The organism is Humidesulfovibrio idahonensis (assembly GCF_054657715.1).
Genome location: NZ_BAAHYE010000002.1, coordinates 1205965 through 1223986, shown reverse-complemented (window position 1 = coordinate 1223986; position 18022 = coordinate 1205965). Strand labels below are relative to the sequence as shown.

14 protein-coding genes are annotated in these 18022 nt (G+C 65.0%); 9 read left to right on the top strand and 5 right to left on the bottom strand.

All coding sequences use genetic code 11. The features are described from left to right. Window positions 1–12: 12 nt before the first annotated feature. The 5 genes from ACYQ4W_RS06000 to ACYQ4W_RS05980 all read left to right on the top strand — a co-directional run bounded on the left by ACYQ4W_RS06000 (window position 13) and on the right by ACYQ4W_RS05980 (window position 7413). Window positions 13–915: a hypothetical protein gene (locus ACYQ4W_RS06000; RefSeq protein ID WP_459854007.1), complete on the top strand. Its 903-nt coding sequence runs from the start codon at window positions 13–15 to the stop codon at window positions 913–915. A gap of 28 nt (window positions 916–943) precedes the next feature. Further along, window positions 944–3004 carry an elongation factor G gene (gene fusA, locus ACYQ4W_RS05995; protein ID WP_459854004.1) on the top strand — a complete coding sequence of 687 codons (2061 nt, stop codon included), beginning with the start codon at window positions 944–946 and terminating at the stop codon, window positions 3002–3004. Between the two features lie 205 nt (window positions 3005–3209). Then, window positions 3210–5405 carry a chemotaxis protein CheA gene (locus ACYQ4W_RS05990; RefSeq protein WP_459854001.1) on the top strand — a complete coding sequence of 732 codons (2196 nt, stop codon included), beginning with the start codon at window positions 3210–3212 and terminating at the stop codon, window positions 5403–5405. Window positions 5406–5424: 19 nt separating this feature from the next. Next, window positions 5425–6309: a CheR family methyltransferase gene (locus ACYQ4W_RS05985; protein WP_459853999.1), complete on the top strand. Its 885-nt coding sequence runs from the start codon at window positions 5425–5427 to the stop codon at window positions 6307–6309. A 27-nt stretch (window positions 6310–6336) separates the two neighbouring features. Beyond that, the gene (locus ACYQ4W_RS05980; RefSeq protein WP_459853996.1) at window positions 6337–7413 is read left to right on the top strand and encodes a protein-glutamate methylesterase/protein-glutamine glutaminase; all 1077 of its coding nucleotides are present in this window, start codon (window positions 6337–6339) and stop codon (window positions 7411–7413) included. Window positions 7414–7484: 71 nt separating this feature from the next. Here ACYQ4W_RS05980 and aat read toward each other — a convergent pair whose 3' ends face one another. From aat to ACYQ4W_RS05960, 4 genes are all read right to left on the bottom strand, one after another. Continuing rightward, window positions 7485–8192, bottom strand: a complete 708-nt coding sequence (aat, locus tag ACYQ4W_RS05975) for a leucyl/phenylalanyl-tRNA--protein transferase (protein WP_459853993.1) — start codon at window positions 8190–8192, stop codon at window positions 7485–7487. Continuing rightward, a complete protein-coding gene (clpA, locus tag ACYQ4W_RS05970; RefSeq protein WP_459853990.1) occupies window positions 8189–10540 on the bottom strand; it encodes an ATP-dependent Clp protease ATP-binding subunit ClpA in 2352 nt (783 codons plus the stop codon). Before clpA ends, aat begins: the two co-directional genes overlap by 4 nt. A 4-nt stretch (window positions 10541–10544) precedes the next feature. Continuing rightward, complete coding sequence (locus ACYQ4W_RS05965) at window positions 10545–10856, bottom strand: ATP-dependent Clp protease adaptor ClpS (protein WP_459853988.1); 312 nt, start codon at window positions 10854–10856, stop codon at window positions 10545–10547. 80 nt (window positions 10857–10936) lie between these two features. Then, window positions 10937–11530 (bottom strand): class IV adenylate cyclase, encoded by a 594-nt coding sequence (locus ACYQ4W_RS05960; protein WP_459853985.1) that lies wholly within the window; start codon window positions 11528–11530, stop codon window positions 10937–10939. 73 nt (window positions 11531–11603) lie between these two features. Here ACYQ4W_RS05960 and crcB point away from each other — a divergent pair, with 73 nt between their 5' ends. Next, window positions 11604–11981: a fluoride efflux transporter CrcB gene (gene crcB, locus ACYQ4W_RS05955; RefSeq protein WP_459853983.1), complete on the top strand. Its 378-nt coding sequence runs from the start codon at window positions 11604–11606 to the stop codon at window positions 11979–11981. A 57-nt stretch (window positions 11982–12038) separates the two neighbouring features. Here the strand turns inward: crcB and ACYQ4W_RS05950 are convergent, their stop codons facing one another. Next, complete coding sequence (locus ACYQ4W_RS05950) at window positions 12039–12530, bottom strand: hypothetical protein (RefSeq protein WP_459853980.1); 492 nt, start codon at window positions 12528–12530, stop codon at window positions 12039–12041. An 88-nt stretch (window positions 12531–12618) separates the two neighbouring features. On the opposite strand from ACYQ4W_RS05950, the gene uvrB reads away from it, so the two are divergent. The 3 genes from uvrB to ligA are packed head-to-tail and all read left to right on the top strand — an operon-like array spanning window position 12619 to window position 18017. Beyond that, the gene (gene uvrB / locus ACYQ4W_RS05945) at window positions 12619–14622 is read left to right on the top strand and encodes an excinuclease ABC subunit UvrB (RefSeq protein ID WP_459853978.1); all 2004 of its coding nucleotides are present in this window, start codon (window positions 12619–12621) and stop codon (window positions 14620–14622) included. Then, the gene (locus ACYQ4W_RS05940) at window positions 14623–15660 is read left to right on the top strand and encodes a potassium channel family protein (protein ID WP_459853975.1); all 1038 of its coding nucleotides are present in this window, start codon (window positions 14623–14625) and stop codon (window positions 15658–15660) included. It begins immediately after the preceding gene. 8 nt (window positions 15661–15668) lie between these two features. Next, entirely contained in the window at window positions 15669–18017 is a 2349-nt protein-coding gene (ligA, locus tag ACYQ4W_RS05935) for an NAD-dependent DNA ligase LigA (RefSeq protein ID WP_459853973.1), read from the top strand. Window positions 18018–18022 lie beyond the last annotated feature (5 nt).

The following is an 18022-nucleotide window of genomic DNA, read 5'->3' as shown; positions in this document are numbered from 1 at the left end:
AGTCGGCCCGGCATGGAGTCTCGTTTCCCCTGTTTTGAGCCCACGGGCTGGTCCCCGCCGGACTGGTTTGAACCGCACCTGCTTCCCGATGGCCGCTTCGCCAAAGCGTACAACGCCCTGGCCGACGACAGGCGCGCGCTGCTGAAGTGCGTCATCGCCAGGCAGTATGCCCTGTGGCAGCCCGCACAGCCCATCAGCCTGGCCACGCAGGAGCGCTTCGAACTCTTCACCCGCCAGCGTTCGCAGGAGCCCGCGCTGTTAGTGCTGCTCCTGATGGACCACGACCTGGATGCCCCGGCGTTGTTCCTTGCCGCCCTGCTGCCCGCCCTGTGCGCGCGCGTGCCCCAGGTGCTCGTGTGCCGCGTGGGCAAGAAGTCCGATATTCCCGACAGCCTGCTGGTCGCCTGCGAACTGGCCGGGCAGGAGAGCGTCGCCGCGGTCGGCCCGGTGCTGCTGCAGCGGCTGCTGGCCGACTGCGCCGCCAGCGGCGAACCCGGCGTTGTGCTGTATCCGGACACGGCGTCTTTCCGGCACATGCTCGGCCAGCCCGCCTTGGCCCAGGCCCTGGACGCCTCCTCCCTGCGCCTGGCCGCTCTGCGGCCGCCGCGTGTCTGCGGCTTGTGGCGCGACGAATCGCACCAGTTCCCCCCTCTTGATGTGTCGCTTCTGTACGGGCTCCTCAATTTCGAGATTGGCGGGGTGGCGCCGGGCGCGCGCAAGGCCGTTGCGGATGAAACCGCCTGGAAGCATTTTCATGCCGCGCACCGCGACCTCGACCTGGTGCCGCAGGCGCGCTCCGGGCAGGGCAGGGCGCTTGTCACGGTCACGGAGACGTGCCTCGGCCTGTGGTGCTGGCCCGAACTCGCCCCGGACCTGTTTGTCCGCCAGCGGCAAATCTTCAGCACGACTCCCTGATCCTTCAGCACACGCGAGGCCGCAGACCGTGAGCAAAAAGCCGATTTCCGCCAAATATCTGCACAGCATCCGCAATATCGGCATCATCGCGCACATCGACGCGGGCAAGACCACCCTGTCAGAGCGCATCCTGTTCTACGCCGGGCGCATCCACCGCCTGGGAGAAGTCCACGAGGGCACCGCCACCATGGACTTCATGCCCGAGGAGCAGGAGCGCGGCATCACCATCGCCTCGGCCGTCACCTCCTGCCAGTGGCTCGGCCACACGGTGAACCTCATCGACACCCCGGGACACGTGGACTTCACCGTCGAGGTGGAGCGCTCCCTGCGCGTGCTCGACGGGGCCGTGGGCGTGTTCTGCGCGGTCAGCGGCGTGGAGCCGCAGTCCGAGACCGTGTGGCGGCAGAGCGAAAGCTACCATGTGCCCAAGCTGGCCTTCGTCAACAAGATCGACCGGCTCGGCGCGGACTACGCCGCGGTGCTGCAGTCCATGCATGAGAAGCTTGGCGTCAACACGCTGGCCGTGCAGGCGCCGGACGGCGAGGGCGCGGATTTTCGCGGCGTGTTCGACCTTGTGCGCTTGGAGCGGCTTGTGTTCGACGCCGACAGCCGTGGCGCGGAGTACACGCGCCTGCCCCTCACCCCGCTGGAGTTGGAGCGCGTGGCTCCCTGGCGGGAAAAAATGCTGGAGACCCTCGCCGACACGGACGAGGGTGTCATGAACGCCTATCTTTCCGGCGAGCACATCGCGCCCGAGGCCATCGACGCGGCCATCCGCTCCGCCGTCATCAACTTGAAGCTTGTGCCCGTATTTGTCGGGTCGGCGCTGAAAAACGCCGGCGTGCAGCCGCTTATGGACGCCATTTGCGCCTATCTGCCAAGCCCCCTTGATGTGCCCCAGCAGGCCGGCGTGGACCCGGCCACGCATCTGCCCAAGAGTTTCCCGGCCGATCCGGAAGCGCCCCTTTCGGCCCTGGTGTTCAAGGTCGTCATGGAGTCCGGCCGCAAGCAGTCTTTTCTGCGCATCTATTCCGGGTGCCTGACGGAAGGGGAGACGGTCCTCAACGTCACCCACGGCACAGAGGAGCGCGTGGCACGGCTGTTTCGCCTCCATGCGGACCGCCGGGAGAAGATCGAGGTGGCCAAGGCCGGCGAGATCGTCGCGGCCGCGGGAATGCGCTTCGGCCGCACGGGCGACACCCTCGCGCGCAAGGACGATGCCATCCTGCTGGAGCAGATAGCGGACTACAAGCCGGTCATCTCCCTGGCCATTGAGCCGAAGAACGCCGAAGAGGCGGACAAGCTCGACGAAGTGTTGCAGCGCTATCTTTTGGAGGACCCGACCCTGACGGTTGCGCGCGACGCCGACACCGGGCAGGTCATCTTGTCGGGCATGGGCGAGCTGCACCTTGAGGTGCTGTTGGAGCGCATGGCCCGCGAGCACGGGCTCAAGCCGCGCACGGGCAAGCCGCAGGTGGTGTATCAGGAGACCGTGACGGGCACGGCCGAGGTGCAGGAGGAGTTCCACCGCGAGCTGGGCGAGGTGCTGCATTACGGCGCGGTGCGCCTGGCCATCGAGCCTTTGCCGCGCGGGGCCGGGCAGGTCGTGCAGTTCGAGCTCGACCGCGCCCAGTATCCTCAGGCCTGGAGCGAAGCCGTGGCCGAAGGGCTGGCGGATGGCCTGAACTGCGGCGTTCTTGGCGGCTACCCTGTGCAGGACGTGCGCGTGCGCGTGCTGGACATGCCCCGGCGCGAGGGCGAGTCGAGCGCGGCCGGGTACCGCATGGCGGCGGCCATGACCCTCAAGCGCGCCCTTGCCGAGGCCTCGTCCATGCTTCTGGAGCCCATCATGTGGGTCGAGGTGAGCGCGCCGGACGCCTTCATCGGCGAGGTGGTCGGGCTGCTTGGCTCCAAAGGCGCAAAGATCGAGAATATCCAGGACCGCGGCGGGCAGAAGCTCGTGCAGGCCTTTGCGGCCTTGGGCCAGCTGTTCGGCTTTTCCACCGTGCTGCGCTCCGCCACGCAGGGCCGCGCCTCGTTCGTCATGAAATTTGCCAAGTTCGATGTGCTGGATGCCGCTGGCAGGTAAAGGGATATGCCATGGCCGGTGTTCATAGAACGTCCGGTGTGCATTGCTTTTTTTCTGGCCTGGGGCTAGTGTCTGTAGCGCTGGACATGCGCCGACCTCCAAAGCGCGCCATTGTCCCTGGCTGTTGCCTTTGGCTTGTGTCGTCCATGCCGCATGCGCGGCCTGAAGTGGTGTCTGAGCAGTCCGTCCCCTGGAGTTCCCTGTGATGTCCGATGATGAAAGTCGTGCGATTTTTCGGGAAGAGGCCCTGGACCTCCTCGCGGAACTCGACACAACCTTGCTCGAACTGGAGGACTCGCCGCAGGACCTGGACCTGGTGAACCGCGTGTTCCGCGCCCTGCACACCATCAAGGGTTCGGGCGCGATGTTCGGTTTCGACGACATCGCCAACTTCACCCATTCGCTGGAAAACGTGTTTGACAAGGTCCGCAACACCGAGCTTGTCGTCACGCGCGATCTCATCACGACCTCTTTCGCTGCGCGCGACCATATCCTGGGCTTGTTGAACGGCGTGGATGAGAATGGCAACGGCAGCGAGGAAAAGGGCGAGGAGATCCAGTGCGACGTGCGCGCCTTGCTCTCTGGCCAACCCATCCGCAACGCCACGGATGCCCCGGCCTGCGCTTCGCCGGAGCCGCAAGCCCAGAGCATTCCTGATCCGGATGACGAAGCCGCCGCCGCAATGATGGCCGCCGCAGATGCCGCGTCCGAAACCGCCGTCGCCTACCGCATCCGCATCCGCCCGCGCGACCCCAAGGTGGACAAGGAGCTGAACCTTGACCCGCTTTTCGAGGATCTGCGCGCCTTGGGCGAGTGCTCCGTGCAGGCGGACGAGAGCCGCATCCCGGAACTGGAGACGCTGGACCCCAGGACGCTGTACCTGTCCTGGGAGGTGCTGCTGAAAACGGCGGCGGGCGTCTCCGCCATTCAAGACCTCTTTTTCTTCACGGACATCGACCTTGACGTGGACATCGCCCAGGCCGATCCGGACGGACGTTTTCCGGACGATGACGAGCGTGCCGCCTCACAGGCGCTTGCTTCCCCGCCCGCCACGCAGCACGATGACGTTGCTGCGCCCGAGGTTTCCGCTCCTGTCGCGCCCGCGGTCGCCATCTCCGGCGCTGGACAAGCCAGCTCCCCGGCGCCTGCGGCCCCCTCGCCGCCGCCCAAGGCAAAACCAGCCGACACCCCCGCCGCACCCGCGCGCGAGGCGCAGCCCGCCCGGACCCCGCTCAAGGATTCCGGCAACAGCCTGCGCGTTGCCGCGGACAAGCTCGACACCCTGGTCGATCTTGTGGGCGAGCTGGTCATTGTGCAGGCCCAGATTTCGCAAATCGTCTCCGAGCGCGGCGACCCGCTGCTGACGACACTGGCCGAGCAGCTTGAGCGCCTGAGCGCGGACCTGCGCGACAGCACCCTGGGCATCCGCATGCTGCCCATCGGTTCTGCCTTCAGCAAATTCCGCCGCCTCGTTCGCGATTTGTCCTCCGAACTCGGCAAAGACATTGAGCTTGTGACCCGCGGCGAAGAGACCGAGCTCGACAAGACCGTGCTGGAGCGCCTGGGCGATCCCCTGGTGCACCTGCTGCGCAACAGCATCGACCACGGCATCGACATGCCCGAGGAGCGCAAGGCCGCGGGCAAGCGTCCCCAGGGCCTTATCCTGCTCGAGGCCGAGCACTCCGGCTCCGAAGTGCTCATCCGCATCACCGACGACGGCAAGGGCATGGACCCCGCGGCCATTCGCGCCAAGGCCGTGGAAAAAGGCATCATCGCCGCCGACTCCGAACTTTCCGACCATGAGACCCTGAAGCTGATCTTTCAGCCCGGCTTCTCCACGGCGGAGAAAGTCACCAGCATTTCCGGCCGGGGCGTGGGCATGGACGTGGTGCACCGCGCCATCGACTCCCTGCGCGGCGCAATCGAGATCAAGAGCGAGCTTGGCCACGGCACCACCATCACCATCCGCCTGCCGCTGACCCTGGCCATCATCGAGGGCTTGCAGGTCCAGGTGGGCGACGGCTTCTTCGTCATCCCCCTTTCGCTGGTGGAGGAGTGCGTGGAGCTGCACCAGCAGGACGTGGACCCCACCGGTCGCAAGCGCATCATCAATCTGCGCGGCGAGCTGGTGCCCTACATCAGCCTGCGCCGCTGGTTCGAGGTCGAAGGCGAGGCCCCGGAGATCGAGCAGATCGTGATCACCGGGGTCGAGGGACGCCGCATCGGCATCGTGGTCGACCATGTCATCGGCGAGCACCAGACCGTCATCAAGTCTCTGGGCCGCGTGTACCGCGACGTGGAAGGCATCTCCGGCGCAACCATCAAGGGCGACGGCAGTCTGGCCCTCATCCTCGACGTCCCGCGGCTCGTGCGCTCCGTGGTCGCCGACAACGCCGTCTGACCATGAAGGCCGCTTGCTTATGACCGCTCAAGGCTCCTCGGCAAAGTCCAAACCGCAGTGCGCTGCGGAGGGCATGGGCTTGGCGCACATGGACGCGAAGATTTTCGAGCGCTTCAGCGAGTTCATCAAATCCGAGCTGGGCATCAAGATGCCCGCCACCAAGAAGACCCTTCTTGAGGCCAGGCTGCAAAAGCGCCTGCGCGAGCTCAACATGTCCACCCATGAGGAATATTGCGAGTATCTCTTCAGCCCGCGCGGCATGGAAGAAGAGCTGGTGAACCTTGTGGACGTGGTGACCACCAACACCACGGATTTTTTTCGCGAACCCAAGCACTTTGAGCTTTTGACCAACGCCGTGCTTCCCGACCTGCACGCGCGGAGAGCTTCGCCACGCGGGGTGAACATCTGGAGCGCTGGCTGCTCCTCCGGCGAGGAGCCGTACACCCTGGCCATGGTGTTGAGCGAATTCGCCAGGCTGAACGACGGCTTCAACTTCAGCATCCTCGCCACGGACATCAGCACCCAGGTGCTGCGCATGGCCGTGCGCGCCATTTATCCGGAAACGAAGATCGGACCCATCCCGCCCGAGTACCGCAAGCGCTACTTGCTGCGCAGCAAGGACCATGCGCGCAGGCTGGTGCGCATCGGACCGGAGGCGCGCAACCGCGTGCGCTTCCGCCGTCTCAATTTCATGGAGGAGTTCTCCTTCGACGGCCAGCTCGACATCATTTTCTGCCGCAACGTGGTCATCTATTTCGACAGACAGACGCAGGAGACGCTCTTTTCGCGTTTTTGCCGCAAGCTGGCCGTGGGCGGATATCTGTTCATCGGCCATTCCGAGAGCCTGGCGGGAATGGACTTGCCCCTTGAACCTGTCGCACCCACGGTATACAAACGTGTATAGAATGCGGCAATGGAGAGGAGCGCGCTGATGGGCAAACCCATTCGAGTTCTGGTGGTCGACGACTCGGCCCTTGTGCGTCAGACGCTCATGGAGATCCTGAAGTCCGATCCGGGCATCACGGTCATCGGCGCGGTGGCTGATCCGCTGGCCGCGGCCGAGAAAATGCGTGAGCAGATTCCGGACGTCATCACCCTGGATATTGAAATGCCGCGCATGGACGGCCTGACATTTTTGCGCAAGCTCATGGCCCAGCATCCCATTCCCGTGGTCATCTGCTCCTCGCTTGCGGTGGACGGCGACGAGACCACCTTTCGCGCCCTGGAATACGGCGCCGTGGAGATCATCACCAAGCCCAAGATCGGCACCAAACAGTTCCTTGAGGAATCGCGCATCCGCATCATCGATGCCGTGCGCGCGGCCGCACAGGCCAAGGTGCGCGCGGTTTCCGCCTCCTCGCCCCTCAAGGTGGCGCCCAAGCTCGATGCCGACGTCATTCTCGCCAAGGCCCAGCCCGGCAATTTCAACCTGCGCACCACGGAAAAGGTCGTGCTCGTTGGCGCCTCCACCGGCGGCACAGAGGCGTTGTTGACCTTCCTTTCGGCCCTGCCGCTGGACTGCCCGGCCATTGCCGTTGTGCAGCACATGCCCGAGCATTTCACCGCCGCCTTCGCCAAGCGTTTGGACGGCGTCTGCCGCATCAACGTGCGCGAGGCACAGGACAACGACACGCTTTTGCGCGGCCAGGCGCTCATCGCCCCCGGCAGCAAGCACATGCTGCTCAAGCGCAGTGGCACCCGCTATCATGTGGAGGTAAAGGACGGGCCGTTGGTGTCGCGCCACAGGCCTTCCGTGGATGTGCTCTTCCGCTCCGGGGCGCGCTACGCGGGCAAAAACGCGGTTGGCGTCATCATGACCGGCATGGGCGACGACGGGGCCAAAGGCATGCGCGAGATGTTCGACGGCGGGGCATACACCATCGCCCAGGACGAAGCCTCGTGCGTGGTCTTCGGCATGCCCGCGGAAGCCATCAAGCACGGCGGCGTGCACAAGGTCATGCCGCTCACGGCCATCGCGGCCGAGGTCGTCCGCCTCTGCAAAGACTAGACGGGCCGAGTCGGCGCAAAGCATTTGCGGGATGAGCTGCCGTCGCGGGGTGCGACGTTTTCCAAGAAGATCTAAGACCCGAATTCCTTGCCGTCCACTTCCGTCCGCCACGCGCCCGTGAGGGCGTTGCAGCACAGCCCCGCCGCCACACGATCGAGGAATTCCCGCCGTCCTATCTCGCGCGCGCCGAAGCGCAACAAATGCGCCGTGGTCTGCTGGCAGTCGATGAGCGTGCAGCCGCGCGCCGCAAGCCAGCGCACCAGAGTGGCGAAGAGCGCCTTGCTGGCGTCCGGCTCCTTGTGGAACATGGACTCGCCGAAGAAGACGCTGCCGAGGGTGACGCCGTACACGCCGCCCACAAGCGCGCCGTCGCGCCAGGCCTCCGCGCTGTGCGCCAGGCCAAGGGCGTGCAGGCCCTCGTATGCGGCGATCATCTCCGGCATGATCCAGGTGCCGTCCTGCTCCGGCCTGGCCGTGGCCGCGCAGGCGCGGATGACCTGGCCGAAGGCCTGATCGAGGGTGAAGTGAAAGCGCTGGGCGTTGAGCACGCGCCGCAGGCTGCCGGGCACGTGCAGTTCCGTGGGAAAGAGCACAAGACGCGGGTCCGGCGACCACCACAGGATGGGCGACCCCTGCGAGTACCAGGGGAAGATGCCATGGGCGTAGGCCGCAACCAGCCGCTGCGGCGAAAGGTCGCCGCCGATGGCCAGCAGACCGTCCGGGTCCGCCTCTGCCGGGTCAGGGAACACCGGCTCGTCAAAGAGGCGATAGATGGTCACTGCGCCAGTGCTGGTTCCGGGCGCTGGGCTTGCTGCGCCTCAAGCGCCGTGTAGCGGAAGACGAATTCGCCGGAGCAGGTGCCGCAGCTGGACGCCCCGGCCTTGGCCGGCGCCTCGATGTCCGTGCCCGGCGCAAGATCCACCAGCACCTCGCCGCCCTTTTGCAAACTGCCAAAGAGCAGCTCCGGGGCGATGGCGTCCTTGATCTCCACTTGCACCACGCGGGCCATGGGCCGCGCGCCGAAGGCCTGGTCATAGCCCAGCACGGCCAGGCGGTTCTGCGCGGCTTCCGTCAGGCGGATGTTGACGCGGCGCTCCTTGAGCTGGTCGGCCAGTTCGCTGATGTGCTTGTCCACCACGCGCAGCATGATCTCGCGGTTCAGCGAGCCGAAGGGGATGACGGCGTCGAGCCGGTTGCGGAACTCCGGGCTGAACAGGCGCTCAATGGCCTTGAGCGAGCCGCTCTTGCGGTCGGCGTGCTCGTTGCGCGTAAAGCCCAGCCCGCCCTTGGCCAGCTCCTGGGCTCCGGCGTTGGAGGTCATGAGCAGCACCGCGTGGCGGAAGTCGGCCTTGCGCCCGGTGTTGTCGGTCAGGGTGGCGTAGTCCATCACCTGTAGGAGGATGTTGAACACGTCCGGGTGCGCCTTTTCGATCTCGTCGAAGAGCACCACGCAGTGCGGGTTCTTGCGCACGGCCTCGGTGAGCAGGCCGCCCTGGTCGAAGCCCACGTAGCCCGGAGGCGCGCCGATGAGCCGCGAAACCGCGTGCTTCTCCATGTATTCGCTCATGTCGTAGCGCAGGAACTGCACGCCCATGACATTGGCCAGCTGCTTGGAGAGTTCGGTCTTGCCCACGCCCGTTGGGCCGGTGAGCAAAAACGCGCCCAGGGGTCGTCCCGGCTGCTTCATGCCCGCGCGCGAGCGGCGAATGGCCTTGCACAGAATGCCCACGGCCTCGTCCTGGCCGAACACGGACTTCTTGATCTCCACTTCCAGATCGCGCAGGCGGTCCTTGTCCGTGCCGGTGAGGCGGCGGGCCGGAATACGCGCCATGCGCGCCACCACGCGCTCCACGTCCTGCACGCCGATGCGCGAGTTCTTGCGCGGGCGGGTGGAGAGCTTGAACTGCGCCCCGGCCTCGTCCAGCACGTCGATGGCCTTGTCGGGCAGGAAGCGCTCGGTGATGTAGCGGGCGGAGAGTTCGGCCGCGGAGCGCAGGGCGGGCGGCGTGTACACAACGCCGTGGAATTCCTCATAGTAGGGCTTGAGGCCCTTGAGGATGTCCACGGTTTCGTCCACGCTGGGCTCCACAAGGTCGATGCGCTGGAAACGGCGCGAAAGCGCGCGGTCCTTCTCGAAATTATTGCGGTATTCCTCAAAGGTCGTGGACCCGATGCAGCGCACCTCGCCCGCGGCCAGGAAGGGCTTCAGGATGTTCGAGGCATCCATGCTGCCGCCGGAAACCGCGCCAGCACCCACGATGGTGTGGATCTCGTCCACGAAGAGGATGGCGTTGGGGATGCGCTTGAGCTCCGCCAGCACGCCCTTGAGCCGGGCCTCGAAGTCGCCGCGGTACTTGGTGCCGGCGAGCAGCGCGCCCATGTCCAGGGCGAACACTTGCGCATCGGTGAACTGGCTGGGCACCTTGCCCTGGGCGATCAAGAGCGCCAGGCCCTCGGCCAGGGCCGTCTTGCCCACGCCGGGGTCGCCCACCAGAATGGGGTTGTTCTTGCGGCGGCGGGCCAGCACCTGGATGGTGCGTTCCAGCTCGGCCGCGCGGCCGATGATGGGATCGATCTCGCCGGCCTTGGCCTTGGCGGTCAGGTCGCGGGTGAACTCCTCAAGGGGGTTCTTGCGCTGCGGGGTTTCGGTCCTAGGGCCGGGATGCGCGGCGCCTTCGTCATCGCCGGCGTCGGCCGGGTCGCGCAGGCCGTGGGAGATGTACTCGAGCACGTCGAGCCTCGTGACGCCGTGGCTGGCCAGAAAATGCACGGCAAAGGAGTCTTCCTCCTCGAACATGGCGGCGATGACGTCGCCCACCTCCACAAGGCCCTTGCCGGAGGATTCCTTTTGCCACACGGCGCGCTGCATGACGCGGCGCACGCTCAAGGTCTGCACGACCTCGGTGTCGGTGCCTTCAGGCAGCTGGTCCATGTGGTCGCGGAAAAAGCCTTCGAGCTGGAGGCGCAAGCGGTCCACGTCGGCGCCGCAGGCGTCGAGGATGTTGCTGCCCACGGGTTCGCCGGTCATGGCGTAGAGCAGGTGCTCCAGGGTCAGATATTCGTGGCGGCGGTTTCTGACCTCGTGGAACGCGCTGGCGAGAACGGCTTCAAGTCCCTTGCTCAACATCCCGCTAAACCTCCTCCAGGCTGGCGCGCAGAGGAAACCCCGCGGCCCTGGCCATGCTATGAACCGTATCCACCTTTGTCTCCGCCACTTCGGCGGTAAAAACACCGCAGACGCCGAACCCTTTCTTGTGCACGGCCAGCATGATGTTCATGGCCTCGTGTTCGGGTTTGTGGAACACGCGCTCCAGCACGTGGACCACGAAGTCCATGGTGGTATAGTCATCGTTGTGCAACAGCACCTTGAAGCGCCGTGGCTCGCGGGTCTCGTTCGCAAAATCCAGATCCGGCGCCTGGCGCGTCTCGGTTTGCCCGCTCATGAAATGGTGCTCCCAACGTGTTTCATATGTTGCATGCTGAAATGTTAGGCATTGGATTGCCGTTGTCGAGGGGGGGATGCCTAGTCCGTTGCCCGGCGCGCGAGAATCCTGGATTTTTCCTCGTCATTGAAGACAAAGGATTCGTCGGGCGGCAGGCCTGCCTTTTCCCTGTGGAGCCGGTTCAGGTCGTGGTAGGTCGCCTTTGAGGCTTTTTCCGGCGGCAGTTCAAGGGCGCTGGCGCAGGCCGCGATGCCGGCCTCGTCGCCTTCGATTTCGGCAAAGGCGCCAAAGGGCAGGGTATCGAGGCAGACCTCGCACCCCAGGTGCTGCCATTTTTCGCGCAGCTTCTCGTAGCGCAGGGCAGGCTCGTAGCCCAGGCCGGACAGGATCTCGCGCAGGGCCGGAGCGTTGGCTATCTCGGTTTCGGCCTCCTCGTAGATCTTCGCCGTGGCGGATTGCTCGGCCGCGCTGCGCTTCAGCGTCAGGACAAAACGGCTGTTCTTCTCGCGCAGGCGCAAAAGGGTCCCCTTGGCCTTGAGGCCGCGCAGGGCGTCGTCGTACACCACGTTGGCCTCAAAGCCCCGGCTGATGAAGTGGGCGCCGAGATCCTTGAGGCGACGGCGCAGGGCGTCGTGGTCCACGTCCAGGTATTTGATCTCGATTTCCAGTGGCATTTTTCCGCTTTTCTCCTTTGGGCCGGGCTGCTAGGGTTCCCTCGCGCCGGATAGGCGCTTGCGGGGGCTTTTCATGTTCCAGAAATACCTGTTTCTCTGCCTTGCCGGTTCCGCCGGGACGCTTGCCCGGTTCTGGGTCGGCGGCGTTTTTCAGCGTCTTGCCGGAGAGGGCTTTCCCTTTGGCAATTTCGTTGTGAACATCACCGGCTGCCTGCTCTTTGGCTTGGTTTACGCCATTGTGGAGAATCGCAGCGGCCTGCCCGGCGACATGCGTCTGTATGCCCTGACCGGCTTCATGGGCGCATATACGACATTTTCCTCATACATGTTCGAGTCCGTGGCGTTGATGCAGAACGGGCAATGGTTCGCCGCCGCCTCGAACATTACGGGCCAGACCGTGCTGGGCGTTGTCTCCATAGTCGCCGGTTTGGCCCTGGGACGTCTTTTCTAGGATAAATGCACTGTGGTCACAAGCCGCGCCCGGAATGTGGCGCGGGCGTGACAGGCCTCAGCCGGCGGTGGTCGAGGTCTCCACGATGGGCGGGTGCTGGCTCAAATCGTAGAACCCGCGCAGGGCGAAGCCCAATTTGAAGTGGGGAATGCGTTCGAAGTGGATGAAGCCGATGCTCTTGCCTTCGCTCAAGTCCGAAAGGGCCATGAGGCCGATGGGAATGGGGAAGGGGATGGGGCTTGAGGTGATGGCCGAAAGCCTGTTGGCGTAATGCTCATGCAGGTAGGCGATGGTCTGGTCGCGTTCCTCGGCTGTCAGCGCCTCCAGCACGACCTTGCGGCTTCCCGCCGCTTCCGGCGCTTCGCTCATGCCCGGTGCGGCCAGCAGCTGGTCCCAGTCGATGGCTTCTTCCTCCTCCGGGTCCCAGGTGTGGCGGAAAAGGTGCACCTCGACGTCGCGGCGGCCCTTGAAGCTTTTTATGGTCATGGACACCGCATGGGCGCGGTCTATGGGCAAAGGGGAAGTGGGGGGAATGATCTGTATTTCCACGGTCGGCCTCCGGCTTGGTTCTTGGGGATGACTGTAGTGATTTTGCCCCCCCCGCACAAGGGGCGCAGCCTCGTAAGGACAGGATATCATGTCGAAGCCATTTGAACTCGTCAGCGATTTTACGCCCAAGGGCGACCAGCCAGCGGCCATCGCCGAACTCGCGGCCAACATCAAGGCCGGCGTGCGCGACCAGGTGCTGCTCGGCGTCACCGGCTCCGGCAAGACCTTCACCGTGGCCAACCTTGTGGCCCAGCTGAACCGTCCGGCTCTGGTGCTGGCCCCCAACAAGACCCTGGCCGCCCAGCTCTTCAACGAGTTCAAGGGGCTGTTTCCCAACAACGCCGTCGAGTATTTCGTCAGCTATTACGACTATTACCAGCCGGAAGCCTACCTGCCGCACTCCGACACATACATTGAAAAAGACTCCAGCATCAACGACGACATCGACAAGCTGCGCCACGCGGCGACCCATGCGCTGCTGACCCGGCGCGACGTGCTCATCGTTGCTTCCGTGTCCTGCATCTACGGCCTGGGCTCGCCGGAATACTACGCCAAGATGATCATTCCCGTGGAGGCGGGGCAGCAGATGTCCCTTGAGACCCTGATCGGGCGGCTTGTGGAGGTCCACTACGAGCGCAACGACATGGACTTCCACCGCGGCACCTTCCGCGTGCGCGGCGACGCCCTGGAGCTCATTCCGGCCTACAGCCGGGAAAAGGCCCTGCGCGTCAGCTTCTTCGGCGACGAGATCGAGAGCATCCAGGAGACGGACCCCCTGACCGGACAGGTGCTGGCAACCCTGCGCAAAACTGTCATCTATCCCGGCAGCCACTATGTTTCCGACCAGGACAACCTCAAGCGCGCCACGGACGCCATACGCGAGGAATTGCAGCTGCGTCTGGCCGAGTTCCGCGCCCAGGGCAAGCTTGTGGAGGCGCAGCGCCTGGAGCAGCGCACCATGTTCGACCTGGAGACCATCGAGGAGCTTGGCTACTGCAACGGCATCGAGAACTATTCGAGGCACCTCGACGGCCGCGCTCCGGGCGATCCGCCGGCCACGCTCATCGACTATTTCCCAGACGACTTCCTGTTCTTCCTCGACGAGAGCCACATCACCGTTCCGCAGGTGGGGGGCATGTTCAACGGCGACTTCTCGCGCAAGAGCACGTTGGTGGACTTCGGCTTCCGGCTGCCAAGCGCCCTGGACAACCGTCCGCTGAACTTCGAGGAATTCAAAAAGCGTTTGAACCAGGCTGTGTATATCTCGGCCACGCCCGGCCCCTGGGAGCTGGAGCGCAGCCAGGGGCTTGTGGTGGAGCAGGTCATCCGTCCCACGGGCCTTGTGGATCCGGAGATCGACATACGGCCCGTGTCCGGCCAGGTGGACGACCTGCTGGGCGAGTGCAAGCTGCGCGTGGCCAAGGGCGAGCGCGTGCTCGTCACCACCCTCACCAAGCGTATGGCCGAGGACCTGACCGACTACCTGAACCAGATGGGCGTCACCACGCGCTACCTGCACTCCGACATCGAGACCCTGGAGCGCATGGCCATCATCCAGGCGCTGCGCACAGGCGAGTTCGACGTGCTCGTGGGCATCAATCTGCTGCGGGAAGGACTCGACATTCCGGAGGTTTCCCTTGTAGCTATTCTGGACGCGGACAAGGAAGGCTTCCTGCGCAGCACGCGCTCGCTCATCCAGACCTTTGGCCGCGCCGCGCGCAACGCCGGCGGCCGGGTGTTGTTGTATGCGGACTCGGTGACGCCCTCCATGCGCGCGGCCCTTGACGAGACGGCCCGCAGAAGAGAGAAGCAGCTTCAGTACAACGCGGAAAACGGCATCACGCCGCAGACCATCATCAAGGGCTTGGACAATCTGCTTGGGGCTTTGGCCGCGCACGTGGCGCCGGAGGGCCAGGAGCCCACCGCCGACGAGCTGCTGCGCGAACTTGACCCCAAGCGGCTCAAGAAGGAAATCGGCGCGCTGGAGCGCGAGATGCGCGAAGCGGCCAAGGAGCTTGAGTTTGAGCGCGCGGCCGGCCTGCGCGACCGCGTTTTGGCCCTGCGCGAACGCCTGCTGCAACTGGGGGAATAAATGGCTTTGTCGCTGAACACCGCCCGCATCCGGGCCATTCAAGACAAATGGGGACCGCTGTTCCAGTTCGTGCTGGGCCTGTGCCTCATGTGCGTGGTGTTCGCCGTCGGCCTCTGCGTCTTCATGTTCGTGGAAGGCTGGAGCTTTATCGAAAGCTTCTACATGATGGTCATCACGCTCTCCACGGTCGGCTTTGGCGAGATACACCCCCTTTCGGACAGGGCGCGGCTGTTGACGGCCATGATCATCATCTGCGGCGTGGGCAACTTCGCCTACATCGTCAGCTCCTTTTCGCGGATGCTGGTTGACGGGCACCTGAACAAGCTTTTGTGGAGGCGCAAAGTGCAACGGCGCATAGACAAGCTGGATAATCATTACATCGTGTGCGGCTACGGCCGCATCGGCGGCGTCGTCGTGCAGGAGATCCTCAAGGCCAGCTCCGATGTCGTTGTCATTGAAAACGATGAGAAGCTGGTGGAGCAGCTCAAGCGCGAGGGCATCATGCACCTTGCGGGCGATGCCACGGACGACGGCCTGCTTGTCTCCGCGGGCATCAAGCGCGCCAAGTCAATCGTCACCGCGCTGACGGACGAAGCCGCCAACGTCTACGTGACCCTGACCGCCCGGCAGCTCAACCCCGGCATCTTCATCGTTGCCCGGGCCAACAACGCCTCGCACATCACCCGGCTGGAATTCGCCGGCGCCAACAAGGTCGTGCTGCCGCATCTCATCGGCGGCGTGCGCATGGCCAACAGCGTGCTGCGGCCCACGGTGACGGACTTCATCGACCTCGCTGTGCGCGGCAACATCGACCTGCAGCTGGAAGAACTCATCATCAAACAGACTTCGACCCTGGCGGGCAAAAATCTCATGGAATCGCGCCTGCGCCAGGATTTTGATCTCATCGTCGTCGCCATCAAGCGCGCCACCGGGGAACTCGTCTTCAATCCCGGCCCCAAGGAGCTCATTTTGGCGGACGACACCCTCATCACCGTTGGCAGGCCTGTGGACCTTGCCCGGGTGAGCCAGACGCTGTGAGCTCCGCCATGTCCCAAAGCCCCGGACTGCAGCGCGCGAGCGAACTGCGCGAACTGCTGGAATACCACAACCACCGCTACTACGTGCTGGACAGCCCGGAGATAACGGACGCCGAGTACGACGCCCTGTTCCGCGAGCTTGCCGCCCTGGAGGCCGCGCACCCGGAGCTGGCCGATCCCAATTCGCCCACGCGCCGCGTTGGCGGACAGGTGGCCGCCGGTTTTGCCGCGCATCGGCACGCCATGCCGCTGCTGAGCCTGGACAACGCCATGAACCTGGACGAGTGGCGCGAGTTTGCCGAGGTGAAGCTGCCCAACGCCTTCCGCGACGCCCTCACCGATGTGATTCTGGCGGACATCGAGAAGGGCATCGGCCGGTCGTTCACCACCAGCCCGGATAAGAAGAAGGACGAGCGCACAGCCCTGGGCACGGAGATCCGCAAGATGGTCACCGACTGCCTGCTCGCGCCCGCGCAGGATACGGCCGCGCCTTTGGGCTGGGAAGCTCTGGCCGCAAGGGCCGGACGGCTGGGCGCCTCGCGTTCGCTGTTGCCGCTGGTGCGCATGGGCGGCGCGCTGACTTTGGAGAGCCTGAATCAACTGCGGCTCGCCATTCCCGATCCGCTGGCAACCCTGGCCGAGTTTTGGGTCGAGCCCAAGATGGACGGCCTTGCGGGCGAGGTGACGTACGAGAACGGCGCGCTTCTTGTGGCCTCCACACGCGGCGACGGCGAGACCGGCGAGGACGTGACCGCCAACATGCGCATGCTGCGCAACCTGCGCGGCCAATTGCTGCGGGCCTCCGGCTCCGCGCCCGCGCTCATCGACGTGCGTGGCGAGGTGGTCATGGGCGTGGCGGACTTCGCCGCCTTGAATGAGGCGCAGCAGCGCGCCGGGCAAAAGGCCTTCGCCAACCCGCGCAATGCCGCCGCCGGCAGCATCCGCCAGCTTGACCCGAACATCGTGGCCGCGCGGCCCTTGCGTTTTCTCGCTTACGGCGTCGGCCGGGTGGAGTGGGGCGCTGGCGAGGCCGCTCCCGCTTGGACCACGCAGGAGGCCGTCATGCGCGGCGTCGCGGCCCTGGGCCTGGCCACTGCCCCAGGAGCGCGTGTTTGCACTTCCGTCGAGGATGTTGCCCGCTTTTATCTGGACCTGCAGGAGCGCCGCCACACCTTGCCCTTTGAGATAGACGGCGTTGTGGCCAAGGTGAACAACCTGGCCCTGCAGCAATTACTTGGTCAGACCGCGCGCGCGCCGCGCTGGGCGCTGGCCCTCAAATTCCCTGCCGAGCAGGTCACCACGCTGCTCAAGGCCATCAACATCCAGGTGGGCCGCACAGGAGTGCTCACGCCCGTGGCCGAGCTTGCGCCCGTTCGCGTGGCCGGGGTCGAGGTCTCCAGCGCCACGCTCCACAACCTGAGCCACATCCGCGCCAAGGACATCCGCGTCAACGATCAGGTGGTGATCCAACGCGCGGGCGACGTGATCCCCCAGGTGGTGGAGCCGGTGATCGTTGAGGGCGCGGAGCGCGATGCGCCCTTTGAATTCCCTGCCCACTGCCCGGTGTGCGGCAGCGAGGTGGTGGCCGAGGACAAGTTCACCTATTGCCCCAATCACGCCTGCCCGGCCCGCGTGGTGCTGGGCATAGTGCACTTCGTCTCCAAGGCCGGGCTCGGCATGGACGGCGTGGGCGAAAAATGGATTGAGCGGCTGGCCCAGGCCGGTCTGCTCAAATCGCCCGCGGATCTCTTTGTTCTGACCGCCCGGCAGTTGCAGGGCTTCGAGCGCATGGGCGCCAAAAGCGCGGAGAACTTCGTGGCCTCCGTGGCCGAGGGCGGCAAGAACGCCACACTGGCCAAGTTCATCAGCGCGCTGGGCATTGAGGACGTTGGCGAGCAGACGGCCAAGGAACTGGCGCGGCGCTTTGCGGATATGGACGAGTTCCGCCAGGCGGACGAGGCCGAGCTCATGAAGCTCAAAGACGTGGGCCCCAAGGTGGCTGCAAGCATCCGCGCCTTTTTCGCCAACGAGGGCAATGAGGCCATGCTCACCCGCTTCAAGGAGCTTGGCGTGTGGCCCCGCGGCGGGCAGCCGGCCGATGCCGCGAACCTGCCCCTGACTGGCAGGACCTTTGTGTTCACCGGAGGTCTGCCGGGCATGAGCCGCCCCCAGGCCCAGGCATTGGTCGAGAGCCTCGGCGCGTCCTGCTCCGGCTCGGTTTCCCACAAGGTGGACTATGTCGTCGCGGGCGAGGAGGCCGGAAGCAAGCTGGCCAAAGCGCGCGACCTCGGCGTGACCGTCTTGGACTTCCCACAATTTTTGGATATGCTGCGGCAGCATGGACTCACCGCACCGTAATCGCA